Here is a 15,130-nt window from a genome sequence, read left to right as displayed (position 1 = left end):
CGTCAGCTCTCCTTCTCCGCGCGGGCGTCGACGTCGGCCAACTCCTCGTCGGTCAGGTACTTGGCCAGCTCGGCGGGGTCGAAGAGGTCGACCAGCTCCGGCCGCATCGCCGGCAACGGCTTGTGCACCAGCCGTACCGTGTCGCCGTCGAGCGAGCAGACCAGGTTCACCCGACGCCAGGCCGGCTCCATCGTCGGGAAGTCCTCCCGGGTGTGCCCGCCCCGGGACTCCCGGCGTTCCAACGCCGCCAGCGCGGTGCACTCCGAGACCACCAGCATGTTGCGCAGGTCCAGCGCCAGGTGCCAGCCGGGGTTGTAGCGCCGGCCGCCGACCGCGCTGACCTTGGCCACCCGCTCCCGCAGCTCGCCCAGCCGGCGCAGGGCGTCCTCCAGCTCGTGCTCCCGGCGGATGATCCCCACCAGGTCACCCATCACCGCCTGCAGGTCCTGCTGCAGGGTGTACGGGCTCTCCCCGGTGTCGCGCTGCAACGGCGCCAACGCCGTCTCCACCGCGACCTCGACCGCGCTCACCGCGATCTTCGGCCGGGCTCCCAGACCCTCGACGTACGAGGCCGCGTGTCCGCCCGCCCGCTTGCCGAAGACCAACAGGTCCGACAGGGAGTTGCCGCCCAGCCGGTTCGACCCGTGCATCCCGCCGGAGACCTCACCGGCGGCGAAGAGCCCGCGTACCTGCCCGTACGCGGCGGCCGTGTCCGGGTCCACCTCGACGCCACCCATCACGTAGTGACAGGTCGGCCCGACCTCCATCGGCTCGGCGGTGATGTCGACGTCGGCCAGCTCCTTGAACTGGTGGTACATCGACGGCAGGCGGCGACGGATCTCCTCGGCCGGACGCCGGGAGGCGATGTCCAGGAAGACGCCGCCGGCGGGCGTACCCCGGCCGGCCTTGACCTCGCTGTTGATCGCGCGGGCGACCTCGTCGCGGGGGAGCAGCTCGGGCGGACGCCGGTTGTTGTCCGGGTCGGTGTACCAGCGGTCCGCCTCCTGCTCGGTCTCCGCGTACTGCTTGCGGAAGACGTCGGGGACGTAGTCGAACATGAACCGCCTGCCGTCGGAGTTCTTCAGGACCCCGCCGTCGCCCCGGACGCTCTCGGTGACCAGGATGCCCTTCACCGACGGCGGCCAGACCATGCCGGTCGGATGGAACTGCAGGAACTCCATGTTGATCAGCGTCGCCCCGGCCCGCAGCGCCAGGGCGTGCCCGTCGCCGGTGTACTCCCAGGAGTTCGAGGTGACCTTGTAGGACCGGCCGACGCCGCCGGTGGCCAGCACCACCGCCGGGGCCTCGAAGAGGACGAACTCGCCGGACTCCCGGTAGTAGCCGAACGCCCCGGCGATCCGGTCGCCGTCGAGCAGCAGCTCGGTGACGGTGGTCTCGGAGAAGACCTTGATCCGGGCGTCGTAGCTGCCGAACTGCCGCCGGTCCTCCTGCTGCAGCGAGACGATCTTCTGCTGGAGGGTACGGATCAGCTCCAGGCCCGTCCGGTCGCCCACGTGCGCCAGTCGCGGGTACTCGTGCCCGCCGAAGTTACGCTGGGAGATCTTGCCGTCCTTCGTCCGGTCGAAGAGCGCGCCGTACGTCTCCAGCTCCCAGATCCGCTGCGGCGACTCCTTGGCGTGCAGCTCGGCCATCCGGAAGTTGTTGAGGAACTTGCCGCCGCGCATGGTGTCGCGGAAGTGCACCTGCCAGCTGTCCCGGCTGTTCACGTTCCCCATCGCCGCCGCCGCGCCGCCCTCGGCCATCACGGTGTGCGCCTTGCCGAAGAGCGACTTCGAGATGATCGCGGTCTTCCGGCCGGCCAGCCGGGCCTCGATCGCCGCGCGCAGCCCGGCCCCGCCGGCCCCGATGACCACGACGTCGTAGTGGTGTCGTTCGATGCGAGTGGTGCTGGTGTCGGTAGTGGTCATGTCGCCCTCTAGTTGATGAACCGCAGGTCGGAGAACCAGCCGGCAGCCAGCGCCATGATGTAGAAATCGGTCACCACCAGGGTGCCGAGGGTGATCCAGGCGAGCTGCATGTGCCGTACGTTCAGCCAGGACACCCCGGTCCACGCCTTGTACCGCACCGGATGCTTCGAGAAGTGCCTCAACCGGCCGCCGACGATGTGCCGGCATGAGTGGCAGGAGATCGTGTACGCCCAGAGCATGGTCACGTTGCCGACCAGGATGAGGTTGCCCAGGCCGAACCCGAAGCCCTCGGGGGAGTGGAAGGCCAGCACGGCGTCCCAGGTGTTGATCAACGAGATCAGCACGGCGATGTAGAAGAAGTACCGGTGCGCGTTCTGGCCGAGCAGCGGGAAGCGGGTCTCACCGGAGTAGCTCTGGTGCCCGTCCGGCACCGCGCAGGCCGGTGGCGACAACCAGAACGACCGGTAGTACGCCTTACGGTAGTAGTAGCAGGTCAACCGGAACAGCAGCAGCAGCGGCAGGGTCAGCGCGGCGTCCGGGATGATCCACCAGCCGGGGAGGAACTGCCCGAAGTGCGAGGCCTCCGGCACGCACCGGTCGGTGATGCAGGGCGAGTAGAACGGCGTGAGGTAGTGGTACTCCGCCACCCAGTACCACTTGTGCATGAAGATCCGCACGGTCCCGTACGCCAGCCAGGCGCTGAGCAGGACCACGGTGATCAGCGGTGGGAACCACCAGCGGTCGGTCCGCAACGTGCGGGCCGCGATGGCGGCGCGGGCCCGCGCCCCCCGCGGTCTCGTTGCCGTCGAAGTCATCGTGTCTCTCCCTGACGGGGCCCTCGCGGGCAACGGATCACGTCCCTGCCGGACAGCCGGACCCGGAAACCCGCACCCGCTGCCGCGTTCCTGCACACACCAGGCCGCCTCGTTCCACGCAGGCCGCCCCGGTCCACGCGGACCAGGCCGCGCCGGTCCGCACCCACCCAACCGCCCTGGTGTACGCACACCGAACCGCCCTGGTGTGTGCACGCCAAGTCGTGCCGGGGCCTGCATCGACCACCAGCCAAGTAGTGACCTACGTTACGCCGAACCGGGGCCTCCGTAGGGGCAGAAACGAAGCCCGGCGGGTATTTACGGGAGCAGATCCGCCGGGTCGACGCTCACCCGTACCGGATCGACCAGGGTCAGCGGGTCGCCCGGCTTGCCTGTCGAGTCCTCGACGAAGTGCCGGTTGCGCCGGCGGTACAGCCGCAGCACCCCGGTCGCCTGCTCGACCAGCAGGTACCAGTCGATGCCCGCGGCGGCGTGGTAGTGCATCTTGAGCACCCGGTCGGTGGTCGCGTTGCCGGGTGCGACGATCTCGCACACCAGCCGTACGTCAGCCGCCTCGACGTACACCTCGTCGAAGTCGATGATGCGGGCCATCACCAGGTCGGGGATGACCACCCGGCCGGGACGTAACCGGACGTTCACCGCCTCCAGCAGATCCAGGCCGGCGGGCTCGGCGGCAGCCTCCAGCAGGTTCCCGAGCTTTCGGGAGATCCGCTGGTGGCGGGGGGTGGGGGCTGGGGTCACGTGGAGGCTCCCGTCGAAGAGTTCGACGCGTTGCGACGTCTCGCCGAGGGCGATGTACTCCTCATCGGTCCACGGTCCGTCGTGCTCGTACGCCGCCACGTTCATGGTCACCCCCTCCTCGGTCCCGCGAGATGTTCCCGGCCCGACCACCCCGATCGTCGCACCCCACATGCGGCCACCCCGCCCCGCGCCGCCCCACCCCACGCCGCCCCACCCCACCCCACCCCGCGCCGCCCCACCCCACCCCACGCCGCGCTGGCCCGCCCCGCGCTGGCCCGCCCCGCGCTGGCCGGTCGGTAAGAAGGGGACCCTTCTCTACCGAAAGCGTTAACAGGGGGCCCTTCCTTACAGGTGGGTGTGGAGGAAGGTGAGTTCCTGGTGGAGCAGGCGTTGGGTGAGTCCGCCGGCGGCCTGGTGGGTGGCGCCGGGCAGTGGCAGCACCGCGTGCGGCCGGCCGGTGGCCAGCAGGGCGGCGGAGAGCCGCAGGGTGTGTGCGGCCACCACGTTGTCGTCGGCCAGTCCGTGGATCAGCAGCAGCGGCCGGGCCTCGGCCGGGTCGCCGACCGGGTCGGCGGCCAGCTCCACCAGCGAGTGGTGGGCGTACACGTCTGGGCCGTCCTCGGGCGGGCCCAGGTACCGCTCGGTGTACGCGGTGTTGTACAGCGCCCAGTCGGTCACCGGCGCGCCCACGATCCCGCACCGGAACAGCTCCGGGTGCCGCAGCACCGCCAGGGCGGCCAGCCAGCCCCCGAACGACCAGCCGCGCACCGCCACCCGGTCCAGGTCCAGGTCGGGGTGCTTGCCGGCGAGGGCGGTGAGCGCGTCGACCTGGTCGGTGAGGACCACGTCGGCGAGCCGTCGGTGGACCGCCTTCTCGAACGAGGGGGCCACGCCCGGCGTACCCCGGTTGTCCACGGTGACCACTGCGAAGCCGGCGTCGGCCCACCACTGCCGCTCCAGCCAGGCCGCCCGGGCGGCGACCACCTCCTGGTGTCCCGGCCCGCCGTAGACGTCGAGCAGCACCGGGAGCCGGCGGCCGGCCACGTGCGAGCCCGGGTAGAGCACCGCGGTGGGTAGCCGCCGGTCGGTCACCCGCTCCAGCACCGGGCGGGGCGCGTACGGCGGCGTGGCGGCCGACGACCGCAGCACCGCGACTTCCCGGTCGCCCTGCCACACCGTCCAGCGGGTGCCCGGATGGTCCAGCCCGGTGGCCCCGACCACCAGCACGTTCCCGCCGACGACCGCGCTGTGCCAGCCCGGGTCGGTGGTGATCCGGCGGGCGTCCACCCCGCCGCCGATCACCGTCCGGACCCGGTACAGGTGCCGCTGGCTCGGCTCGGAGTCGCTCGCCTCGACCAGCAGGTCAGGTGGGGCGTGTTCGCCGGGCAGCCGCCCCACCACCCGGCGTACGTAGAGCGAGGGCGGGGTGAGCAGGGTGCCGTCGGCGAAGAGGCACCGGGCGTCGTACCCGTCGTGGGCCAGCTCGCCACCGACCAGCACCCGCCCGTCGGGCAGGTGGGCCGGGGTGCCCGGGATCGGCTCCACCCAGCGTGGGTCGGCCAGCTCCGCGTGCACCTGGGTCTCGCCGGTACGCGGGTCGACGGCGAGCACCAGACCGTGTTGCTGGGTACGGCGCAGCACGGTGAGCAGCGGTCCGCCGTCGGCCCAGACCACCGAGGTCAGGTACGGGTAGGTCTCCCGGTCCCAGTGCACGTCCACCCAGCCCCCGTCGAGGTCGAGCAGGTGCAGACTCACCTCGGCGTTGCGGCCACCCGAGACCGGGTACGCGACCGGGGTCGGCGGGGTCTGCGGGTGGGCGGGGTCGTGCAGGTACCAGCGGGGCAGCCGGGATTCGTCGACCCGGGCGGCGAGCATCGACCGGCCGTCCGGGCTCCACCAGTAGCCCCGGAACCGGTGGAACTCCTCGGCGCCGATGTGCTCGGCCAACCCCCAGGTCACCCCGGCGTCCTCGCCGGCCAGCAGGACGTCCGTGCCGTCGGTCTCGACCACCCGCAGCTCGCCCCGGCGGACCCCGTCGGCGGCGTCGGTGACGTACGCCAGTCGTTGTCCGGTGGGGTCGGGGCGCGGGTCGAGCACCGGGCCGGCGGTGGCCACCTCGACCACGTCGCCGTGCACCAGGTCGGCCCGGAACAGCCGACCGGCGAGGGCGAAGGCGGCCACCCGGCCGGCGTTGTCCAGCGCGTACGAGCCGATGCCGGCGGCGTCGAGACGCCGCCGTTCCCGCATCGCCCGCTCGCCCGGGGAGATCTGTCCGAGATCGGCGTCCGGACCGAGCAACCGCGCCGGCTCGGCCACCAGCCGTTCCGTGCCCGAGTCGACGTCGAGCAGCCAGAGGGCGTCGGCGGGATCCTCCGGGCCGGCCGAGCGCAGGAAGACCACCCGGGCGCCGTCGCCGGTCACCGAGACGGCCCGCGGCGCACCGTTGCTGAAGCTACGGGTACGGGCGGCCAGCTCCGGATAGTCCACAGGGCGATCGTAGAGCCGCCCCGGCGGTGATGTGGCGGACCTGCGACGGACGCGTCCCGACGGTGGCCCGGAACCGCCGGTTAGAGTGACCGTCGTGACGACGCTGCCCGCCCGCCGGCTCCTGCTGGTCCACGCGCATCCCGACGACGAGTCCATCGGTACGGGCGCGACGATGGCGCACTACGCCGCGACCGGGGCGCACGTCACCCTCGTGACCTGCACCCTCGGCGAGGAGGGTGAGATCCACGTGCCGGAGCTGGCCGAGCTCGCCGCCGACCGGGCCGACCAGCTCGGCGGGTACCGGATCGGGGAGCTGGCCGGGGCCTGCGCGGCGCTCGGCGTCACCGACCACCGGTTCCTCGGCGGCGCGGGCCGCTACCGCGACTCCGGGATGATGGGCCTGGAGACCAACGAGCACCCCCGGGCCTTCTGGCAGGCAGACCTCGACGTCGCCGCCGGCCACCTGCTGGAGATCATCCGCGAGGTACGCCCCCAGGTCATGATCACCTATGACGAGAACGGCTTCTACGGGCACCCGGACCACATCCAGGCGCACCGGGTCGCGATGCGCGCCCACGAGCTGGCCGCCGCCGAGGGCATCGCCCCGGCGAAGGTGTACTGGACGGCGATGCCGCGCAGCGTGCTGGAGGCCGGGCTGACCCACTTCGCCGAGGCGTCGGACAACCCGTTCGCCGGCATCACCGACCTCTCCGAGCTGCCCTTCGGTACTCCGGACCAGCAGATCGCCGCCTGCGTCGACGCCACCGAGCAGCACGCCGCGAAGGAGGCGGCGATGCGGGCGCACGCCACCCAGATCCCGGCCACCTCCTGGCTCTACTCGATCGCCGGGAACTTCGGCGCCGAGTTCATGGGCGTGGAGTACTTCACCCTGGCGGTGGGGGAGAAGGGGTCGGGCACCGGCCGGTACGGCTGGGAGGACGATCTCTTCGCCGGCCTGGCCCCGGACGACGCGGCCGGCCCGACGGAGGCCGGCGCGCAGCGCGGGCCGGACGACGCCGAGTCCGCCGTGGTGCCGGCGGTCGGCCAACGGTGACCCTGCCCGCCGCGCCGATGGCCCCCACCGACCAGGACGACACCGCCCCGCCGCCCCCACCCGGCCGCTGGGCGCGGCGGGCCGACCTCGCGCTGCGGGTGGCGGGCGGGACGGTCGCGGTGGTCGCCGCGGTGCTCACCGCGATCCTGGAGCTGCTGCTCTCGGCGGTTCGGGTGGGTGGTCACCTGATCGGGGTGTCGGTGCTGGTGGCCATCGCGGCCAACATCGCGCTGAGCTGGTTCGCCCACGACACCGTCGGCCGGCGTTGGGCGGTGGTGCTGCCCGCGACCCCGTGGTTCGTGATCATGTCGGTGGCGGCGGTCCGGACCGCCGAGGGTGACCTGCTGCTGGCCGCGGAGAACTGGGTCGGCCTGGCGATGATCGTGGCGGGTGCGATGACGTTCGCGGTGATGGGTTTCCGGCAGATCCTCGCCCCACCGCCGCCCTCGGCTCCGCCACCGCCGTCGGCCCCGGCCGCACCGCGCTGAGCCGAGCGGGCGGCGAGGTGCTGACGGGAGCCCGGCCCAGGTGGTAGACATTCCAGCCAGGAACCCGCCACCGGGCGGGTGATACGACTGGAGGCGTGCGATGAACGAGCGGTGGCGCACAGTCGGTGCGCTCGCGGGAACCCTGTTCGCGGTCAACGTGGTCGCCCGGCTGGTGATCGAGTTCGGCGTCGACGGTGACCAGAGCGCCGCCGCCGACCGCGTCTCGCTGGGCATGTTCCTGGTGATCGGGGTGATCCTCGCCGGGCTGGCCTTCCACTGGGGCCGGGACCGTCCGGTGGCCCGGTGGGGTGCCGACCTGGCCGCTGCCGTACTGGTCGCCCTGCTGTTGACCGTCCTGGTCGGTCCGCTGCTGGTCGGCAACAACCCGTTCGCCAACGGGGCCGGCACGTTCTTCGCGCAGATCTGGCTCTACCTGGCCGCCAGCGGCGCCGGGACGCTGGTCGGCTACCTGGTGCTCACCGCACTGGGCCGGGACCACCGTTCCCAGCAGCTCAAGCGGTACGCCGAGCGGGGCAACGCCAAACCCCGCCGGGTCGTCCGCCGCTGACCCACCCGGCCAGCCGCCGAGGGCGGGAGCGCCGCTGACCCACCCGGCTAGCCGCCGAGGGCGGGAGCGACGCGGGTCAGGTAGGTGTGGTGGGTGGTGAACCCGAACTGCCGGTAGAGGTTCACCGCCGCCGCGTTGTGCTGCTCGACCTGGAGGAAGGCGTGCGTCGCCCGGCTGGCCCGGGCCCAGTCGGCGAACGCCCGGATCACCTGGCCGGCCAGCCCCTGCCGACGGGCCGAGGGCAGTACCTCGATCAGACTGAGCCCCAGCCACCGGCCCGAACCGGTGATCGTGCCCCGGCCGATCGCGACCAGCGTGCCGTCGGCGTACCCGTGGGCGAAGCGGACCTGGTCCACGGCGGTGAGCACGTGCCGGGCGGCCGGTGGCAGGCCGCCCTTGCGGTCGGTGGCGACGGCGAGCCAGTCGTCCGACGGCGTCCCGGTCAACTCCACCGGCGGCCGGTCCCGCTGCCCGGCCGGCGCCGTCCAGGGCGGGCCGGGGGCCAGCTCGGCGGTCTGCACCAGCACCGGCGGGCGGGCCGTCCAGCCCCGGGCGTCCAGCTCGGCGGCGACCGGCGCGGCCAGCGGCAGCGGCGTGTTGACAAGCGCCGGCCGGCCCCGCTGGGCGTACCAGTGTTCGACCGCGTCGACGGCGGCCGGTAGCGGACGGTCCGGGTCGCCGACCGGCAGCGCGGAGTTGGCCCGCCCGCTCCAACCGTCGGCGCTGCGCAGCAGCCAGTCGCCGAGCCGCCCGCGTACCGGTGCCGGCCAGGCCTCGTCGGCGGCGAGTTCCAGGGCGACCACGGCGGCGGCGGTCGGCCGGCGGGTCGGCGGCACCCGTTTGGCCCGGTGCACCTCGGTGAGCGGGATCCGCAGCCGGCCCCGGGCGGTGGTCATCGTGAGATGGGTCTCGGTCAGCTCGACCAGGTCGCCGAGCGCGTCGGAGAAGAGCGGCCGGCCCTCGCGAATCCCCACAATCCGGCGGACCACGATCCGGTATCCCACATCCTGCTGTCGGAGCACGATCGACCCCCTCCCCGGCGAGATACTAGGCTCTAACCGTCGCGGGTGATCGCGGCGTGTCTTGCGGAGGAGAAGACCGGTGACCTACATCATCGCCGAGCCCTGCGTGGATGTGCTCGACAAGGCATGCATCGAAGAATGCCCGGTCGACTGCATCTACGAGGGAAACCGGATGCTCTACATCCACCCTGACGAGTGCGTCGACTGCGGTGCCTGTGAGCCGGTCTGCCCGGTGGAGGCGATCTTCTACGAGGATGACGTACCGGAGCAGTGGAAGGACTACACCGGGGCGAACTACGAGTTCTTCGAGGACCTCGGCTCGCCCGGCGGCGCCTCGAAGGTCGGCAAGGTGGAGAAGGACGCCACCTTCGTCGCCGCCCAGCCGCCACGTGGAGAGGGCCACTGAGCCGGCCCACGCCGCTGTCGGCGCGGCTGCCCGAGTTCACCTGGGACACCCTGGACGCCGCGGCCAGCCTGGCCGCGGCGTATCCCGGGGGGCCGATCAACCTCTCCATGGGTACGCCGGTCGACCCGGTGCCCCCGGTGATCCGGCAGGCGCTGGCCGACGCGTCCGACGCCCCCGGGTACCCGTTGACCGCCGGCACCGTCGGGCTGCGCCAGGCCATGTCGGCCTGGGTGGCCCGGTCCTGCGGGGCCGGTGTCGACGGTCTCGGCGTGCTGCCCACCATCGGCTCGAAGGAGTTGGTGGCCTGGCTGCCGACCCTGCTCGGGATCGGGCCCGGCGACGTCGTGGTGATCCCCTCGGTCTGCTACCCGACGTACGACGACGGGGTGCGGCTGGCCGGGGCCACCAGCGTGCGGGCCGACTCGCTGACCTCGGTCGGGCCCACCAGCCGGGTACGTCTGGTCTGGGTGAACTCGCCAGCCAACCCGACCGGTCAGGTGCTGCCGGCGGCCCACCTGCGCAAGGTGGTCGACTGGGCCCGGGAGCGCGGTGCCGTGGTGGCCAGCGACGAGTGCTACCTGCCGCTGGGCTGGACGGCCGAGCCGGTGTCGGTGCTCTCGCCGGAGGTCTGCGGCGGGTCGTACGAGGGCATCCTCGCGGTGCACTCGCTGTCCAAGCGTTCCAACCTGGCCGGCTACCGGGCCGGACTGGTCGCCGGTGACCCGGCGCTCGTCGCCGAGCTGCTCAAGGTGCGCAAGCACGCCGGCATGATCGTGCCCGCGCCGGTGCAGGCCGCCATGGTCGCCGCCCTCGGTGACCAGGCCCACGCCGACGAGCAGCGCGAGCGGTACCGGGCCCGCCGGGAGACGCTGGCCGCCGCGTTCACCGCCGCCGGCTTCACCATCGAGCACTCCGAGGCCGGCCTCTACCTCTGGCTGACCCGGGGTGAGGACTGCTGGCAGACCGTCGACTGGCTGGCCCGACGGGGCATCCTGGTCGCCGCCGGGGCGTTCTACGGCCCAGGGGGCAACCAGCACGTCCGGGTTGCGCTGACCGCCTCCGACGCGCACGTCGCCGCCGTCACCAACCGCCTCAGCGGGTAAGGAAGGGCCCCCTCTTAACGCATACGGTCGAGAGGGGTCCCCTGCTAACCAGCCGGATGCCGGCGGGGGCCAGCCCAGCCGGATGCCGGCGGGGACGTCTTCGTGACCGGTGGTGGCCCGGTCGGTTCGCCGACCGGGCCACCACCGGCGGGGGCGGTCAGTCGTCGAGCGACCTGAAGACCTCCAGCAGGGTGTCCCGGCTCTTCGGCTCCAACAGGTCGCCGGTGAAGGACTCGTGCAGCGTCACGGCCCGTCCGTCGTGCAGCGTCAGGGTGGCCTTCAGCGGCACCTCCCGGGTCACCTCGACCCCGGTGACCTCCTCGAACGGTACGAAGGTGTGGCTCTGGGCCAGCTCCTCCAACGTCGTCGAACCGGCCAGCCGTCGCAGGCGTTCCTTGCCCTCGTCGGACGAACCCGGGTTACCGACCAGAACCAGACCACGGTCGAGGATCAGCAGGTCGTGCTTCTGCCCGTCCAACTTGACGTTGGCCATCCCGCCGATCAGGCCGGCATTGCGTCCGGTGGCCCGGGTCTGCACCACCGTCGCCGCGCTTGGGTCGATGCCGAGTGCCGTCAGCCGGGCCAACGCCTCGTCCAGGGTCTGCGGCGACACCGCCAGCTTGGCGGCCTCGGCGAGGTCCAGCGGCTCGCCGTCGACCCCGACCAGTTCGGCCGGGGCGCTCCACGACAGCTGCCAGCGGGCCCGCCCGGAGCGGATCGCGGCGTTGATCAGCAGCGTCTCCAGCGGACCGGCGAACCGCTGTGCCGCCTCCTTGCGGGTGGCGTCGTCGAAGAACTGCTCGGCGAACTCGCCGAGCCGGTTCTCACGGACCAGCTCCAGCACGGTCGGCAGACCGGGCTCCGTGGTGCCGGTGAACCGACCGGCGGCCCGGTAGAAGGTGTCGGCCCGGTGCTGCACCGAGGCGGCCAGCGTCGCGGCGATGAACTCCGGCCAGGGCAGCAGGGTGCGGTCGCCGTGCTCGACCACCGCCGCCTGCAGGGCCCGACCCGCCGCGTCGACGTCGGCGAGCAGTACCCCGGCGGGGCGGTCGTCCGGCGCGGCCCCGCCGGCCGGGGCGTCGGCCATGGCCGCGACCCGGATGCCGATCGGCGGGTGGGTGTCCCACCGGGAGGCGGAGCCCTCCGGGGCCTCCTCCCGCAGCCGGTCGATCTCCTCCTGCCGGGCGGCGAGCAACTGCCCGAAGCCGCCGAAGAGGTCGTCCGGGGCGAGCCCGGCCGACCAGCCCGACTCAACGTACCGTTGCGTGTAGAACGACCAGGCGGCGTCGATCGCCGGCAGGCTGCGCAGCGCGGAGGTCGCCGCCTCCGGCCCGGCCAGCAGCACCGAGGCCCGGTCGGCTTCCAGCTCCTGACGCCGCGAGGCGGCGTTGTCGACCAGCAGGTAGAGCCGGGCGTACCCCCGGAAGACCATGCCGATCGGGTTCCACCGGCCGATCCGGTTGATGGTCGTCCCGATGGCCAACCGTCCCCGGTACGCCACCCCGCCCAGACGGGTGTGCCGGCCGGAGAAGTGACCCAGCTCGTGGGCGAGCACCGAGCGAAGCTGGTCGACCCGCATGGCCTGGAGCAGCGGCATACCCACCAGCAGGGTCCGCCGGCCACCGACGAGCCCCAACAGTCGGGTCTGCTCGGTGACCGCCGCGTTCACCTCGGGCACCAGCCGGATCTCGTCGGGCGCCCGGGTGGCCACCGCGTCGGCCAGCTCCCGCACGGTCGCCCAGAGCTGCGGCGCGTCCTGCTCGGTCAGGACCAGTCCGGGCAGGGGCTCGTCCCTGGTCCGCAGGGACCGCCACAGGCCGACGACCACCGCACCCAGCGCGGCGATCAGCGGCCACAGCACGTTGGTGGCGAAGAGGCCGGAGCGCTCCCGGGTCAGCCACCCGAAAGCGGCCACGACGACCGCGAGTTGCAGCAGCGCGACCAGATAGAAACCGACAAGCATCAGTACGGAGGCGAGCGCCCGGTACGTCGCAGCCATGTGTTGTCCTTCCCCGTGATCCACCCGGTTCCTGCGGATGGCTGACGGACAGTACGATGTGGATCTTTTGTCGGCAACCCTCCGTTCAGTCGATCGGAGACCACCGACCGATGGTGGAGAGGACGAACCATGTGGCCGTTCCGGCGCCGGGCCCGGCAGGAGCAGCAGGAGAGCCCCGCGTTGTCGATCGATCCGGCCCAGGGCGATCCGACCGCCGAGGCGTTGATCGCGGCCTTCGAGCTGCGGGACTGGCCCACCGCCCGGGACCTGCTCACCCCGGTCACCGACCCGGATGACCGGGCGTTCTGCCTCGGGGTCGTCGCCCAGGTCGACGGGGTGCAGGACTGGATCGGCGAGTGGATCGACGCCGAGCCCCGGTCGACCCTGCCGATGCTGGTCAAGGGGGCACACGCGTTGCACCGGGCCGGCCAGGCCCGGGGTTCGGCCCGAGCGGCGCAGACCAGCCAGGAGCAGTTCCGCGAGTTTCACAAGGGGCTCAAGTTCGCCGAGAACTGCCTGGACGAGGTGGTCGACCGGGATCCGGAGGACGTCACCGCCCGAGCCCTCCTGGTCCAGTCGGCCCGGGGCCGGCAGGTCGATCCGGCGGAGGCTCGGCGGCGCTTCGACGCGGTGGTCGAACGGTACCCGTGGCACCGGGTCGCCCACGAGGCGATGCTGCAGTACCTCTGCCGCAAGTGGTCCGGCAGCCACGAGGAGATGTTCGAGTTCGCCCGAGGCGCGGCGGCGAAGGCGCCCGCCGGCTCCACCCTGGGCAAGCTGGTCATGGTCGCGCACCTGGAGATGTGGGTCGACCTGCCGATCGGCGAGGACGCCGACTACATCGGCCAGCCGGAGGTGCTGGCTGAGTTGAATGCGGCCGCCGACCACTCCGTGCGGCACCCCGACTACCGGCGCCGGCCCGGCTGGCCCAACGTGCACAACGCCTTCGCGATGGCCTTCGCCATGGCCGGTGACCTCTCCTCGGCCGCCGAGCAGTTCGAGGTGATCGGCGACCTGGTGACGCCCTTCCCGTGGCAGTACCACTCCAGCGATCCGGTCGGCTCGTTCCTCGCCCAGCGGGACCGGGTGGGCGCGGAGGACTGACCGCGCCCGTCGGGCTCCCGGCTGGAGGCGGGCTCGCGGGGCCTGCGGGCTCGCGGGGCCTGCGGGCTAGCGGCCGGCCTGCGGGCTCGCGGCTGGGCGGCTGGCTCGCGGCTGGGCGGGGAGGAGCCCTACCGAGGGAGATATCCTCTGCCGGTGGACGAGCCGGGATCATCGCCCCCGCGCCGAGCGGCACATCACGGTACGCAACCGTCTGACGGTCCGGTCCGGGCGGCGGTTGTCGGTACCGGGCTGATCGGCGGCTCGGTCCTGCTCGGGCTGGGCCATGCCGGTCTCGACGTGGCCGGTTGGGATCCGGACCCGGCGACCCGGGAGCAGCTCCGTACGCAGGGGGTGGTCTGCCCCGACCGGCTCGACGAGGCGGTGGTCGACCGCGACGTGGTCTTCCTCTGCGGGCCGCTGCCCACCCTCGCCGACACCCTGCTGCGGGTGGCCCGGGTGGCCGGCGACCGCTGCGTGCTCACCGACGTCGGCAGCACCAAGGCGGAGCTGGCGGACTTCGCCGAGCGGCACGCGCTGGGGCACCGGTTCGTGGCCGGGCATCCGATGGCCGGTACCGACCGGGCCGGGCTCACCTCGGCCGTACCCGGGTTGTTCGCCGACGCCGCCTGGGTGCTCTGCCCGACGGGCCCGGGACTGCCGGCGTTCCGGTGGCTCGCCGGGCTGCTGCGGGACGTGTTCCGGTCCCGGGTGGTGCCGATGACGGCGGGGCAGCACGACTCGGTGGTGGCGCTCTGCTCGCACGTACCCCATCTGGTGGCCGGCGCGCTGGCGGGTGCGGCGCACCGGGCAGAGCTGGGCGACGCGGTGCTCGCGCTGGCCGCCGGCAGCTTCCGCGACGGCACCCGGGTGGCCGGCAGCCCACCCGGGCGGACGGCGAACATGCTGCTCGGCAACCGGGAGCGGGTACTGGCCGAGCTGGCCGCCGTCCGGGCCTTCCTCGACGAGCTCGCCGACGCGCTGACCGCCGGGGACGCCGGCACCCTCACCGCCCGGTACGACGAGGCCCGGGCGGCCCGGACGACCCTGGCCGGTTGCCCGTTCACCGGCCAGCGGCGGGAGTTCCCGGTCGACGCCGACCCGGTCGCCGAGCTATCCTACCTGACCGGCCTGGGTGCGGCGGGCGGGCACCTCACCGGCTGCCGGGTCGAGGCCGCGCTGGTGACCTACGACGCCCGGCTGCCGCAGCCGGCCTGACCTCCCGGGCGTGCTGGCTTTCCCCGGCGTGCGCCGGCTCCCGACGGCGTGGCACCGGCTCCCACGGCCTGACCTCCCGGGCGTGCCGGCTTCCCCCGGCGTGCGCCGGCTTCCCACGGCGTGGCCCCGGCTTCCCACGGCGTGGCGCCGGCTTCCCACGGGGTGGCGCCGGCTTCCCACGG

General features: G+C 73.0%; 13 protein-coding genes. 7 read left to right on the top strand and 6 right to left on the bottom strand.

Annotation, left to right across the window (positions count from 1 at the left end):
* Window positions 1-2 precede the first annotated feature (2 nt).
* The 4 genes from ACN28G_RS21385 to ACN28G_RS21370 all read right to left on the bottom strand — a co-directional run bounded on the left by ACN28G_RS21385 (window position 3) and on the right by ACN28G_RS21370 (window position 5,989).
* Window positions 3-1,928 carry a fumarate reductase/succinate dehydrogenase flavoprotein subunit gene (locus ACN28G_RS21385; protein ID WP_421480202.1) on the bottom strand — a complete coding sequence of 642 codons (1,926 nt, stop codon included), beginning with the start codon at window positions 1,926-1,928 and terminating at the stop codon, window positions 3-5.
* A gap of 8 nt (window positions 1,929-1,936) precedes the next feature.
* Complete coding sequence (locus ACN28G_RS21380; protein ID WP_421480201.1) at window positions 1,937-2,743, bottom strand: hypothetical protein; 807 nt, start codon at window positions 2,741-2,743, stop codon at window positions 1,937-1,939.
* A 315-nt stretch (window positions 2,744-3,058) separates the two neighbouring features.
* Complete coding sequence (locus ACN28G_RS21375; RefSeq protein ID WP_421480955.1) at window positions 3,059-3,607, bottom strand: Uma2 family endonuclease; 549 nt, start codon at window positions 3,605-3,607, stop codon at window positions 3,059-3,061.
* A 240-nt stretch (window positions 3,608-3,847) separates the two neighbouring features.
* Entirely contained in the window at window positions 3,848-5,989 is a 2,142-nt protein-coding gene (locus ACN28G_RS21370) for a prolyl oligopeptidase family serine peptidase (RefSeq protein WP_421480200.1), read from the bottom strand.
* Between the two features lie 85 nt (window positions 5,990-6,074).
* On the opposite strand from ACN28G_RS21370, the gene mshB reads away from it, so the two are divergent.
* The 3 genes from mshB (at window position 6,075) to ACN28G_RS21355 (ending at window position 8,099) form a co-directional block, all read left to right on the top strand.
* A complete protein-coding gene (gene mshB / locus ACN28G_RS21365) occupies window positions 6,075-7,043 on the top strand; it encodes an N-acetyl-1-D-myo-inositol-2-amino-2-deoxy-alpha-D-glucopyranoside deacetylase (RefSeq protein ID WP_091443454.1) in 969 nt (322 codons plus the stop codon).
* A 17-nt stretch (window positions 7,044-7,060) separates the two neighbouring features.
* Window positions 7,061-7,531, top strand: coding sequence for a hypothetical protein (locus tag ACN28G_RS21360; protein WP_421480954.1), 471 nt, complete (start codon window positions 7,061-7,063; stop codon window positions 7,529-7,531).
* Window positions 7,532-7,631: 100 nt separating this feature from the next.
* A complete protein-coding gene (locus tag ACN28G_RS21355) occupies window positions 7,632-8,099 on the top strand; it encodes a hypothetical protein (RefSeq protein WP_421480199.1) in 468 nt (155 codons plus the stop codon).
* Window positions 8,100-8,146: 47 nt separating this feature from the next.
* On the opposite strand, the gene ACN28G_RS21350 is transcribed toward ACN28G_RS21355, so the two are convergent.
* Window positions 8,147-9,121 carry a GNAT family N-acetyltransferase gene (locus ACN28G_RS21350; RefSeq protein ID WP_421480198.1) on the bottom strand — a complete coding sequence of 325 codons (975 nt, stop codon included), beginning with the start codon at window positions 9,119-9,121 and terminating at the stop codon, window positions 8,147-8,149.
* 79 nt (window positions 9,122-9,200) lie between these two features.
* Here ACN28G_RS21350 and fdxA point away from each other — a divergent pair, with 79 nt between their 5' ends.
* Together fdxA and dapC are read left to right on the top strand one after the other, a co-directional pair.
* Window positions 9,201-9,527 (top strand): ferredoxin, encoded by a 327-nt coding sequence (gene fdxA / locus ACN28G_RS21345; RefSeq protein ID WP_030490464.1) that lies wholly within the window; start codon window positions 9,201-9,203, stop codon window positions 9,525-9,527.
* Complete coding sequence (dapC, locus tag ACN28G_RS21340) at window positions 9,524-10,630, top strand: succinyldiaminopimelate transaminase (protein ID WP_421480953.1); 1,107 nt, start codon at window positions 9,524-9,526, stop codon at window positions 10,628-10,630. Before fdxA ends, dapC begins: the two co-directional genes overlap by 4 nt.
* A gap of 157 nt (window positions 10,631-10,787) precedes the next feature.
* Here dapC and ACN28G_RS21335 read toward each other — a convergent pair whose 3' ends face one another.
* Window positions 10,788-12,629, bottom strand: coding sequence for a M48 family metallopeptidase (locus ACN28G_RS21335; protein ID WP_421480197.1), 1,842 nt, complete (start codon window positions 12,627-12,629; stop codon window positions 10,788-10,790).
* Window positions 12,630-12,758: 129 nt separating this feature from the next.
* Between ACN28G_RS21335 and ACN28G_RS21330 the strand changes: the two genes are divergently transcribed.
* Both ACN28G_RS21330 and ACN28G_RS21325 read left to right on the top strand, forming a co-directional pair.
* Window positions 12,759-13,733 carry a hypothetical protein gene (locus ACN28G_RS21330; RefSeq protein ID WP_091443438.1) on the top strand — a complete coding sequence of 325 codons (975 nt, stop codon included), beginning with the start codon at window positions 12,759-12,761 and terminating at the stop codon, window positions 13,731-13,733.
* A gap of 147 nt (window positions 13,734-13,880) precedes the next feature.
* Entirely contained in the window at window positions 13,881-14,948 is a 1,068-nt protein-coding gene (locus tag ACN28G_RS21325; RefSeq protein ID WP_421480952.1) for a prephenate dehydrogenase, read from the top strand.
* Window positions 14,949-15,130: the final 182 nt, after the last annotated feature.

Origin of the sequence: Micromonospora sp. WMMA1923 (genome assembly GCF_049179195.1) — a bacterium.
Lineage (GTDB): Bacteria > Actinomycetota > Actinomycetes > Mycobacteriales > Micromonosporaceae > Micromonospora > Micromonospora yangpuensis.
The sequence above is the reverse complement of the archived record's forward strand: the minus strand, read 5'-3'. Positions and strand labels throughout refer to the sequence as shown.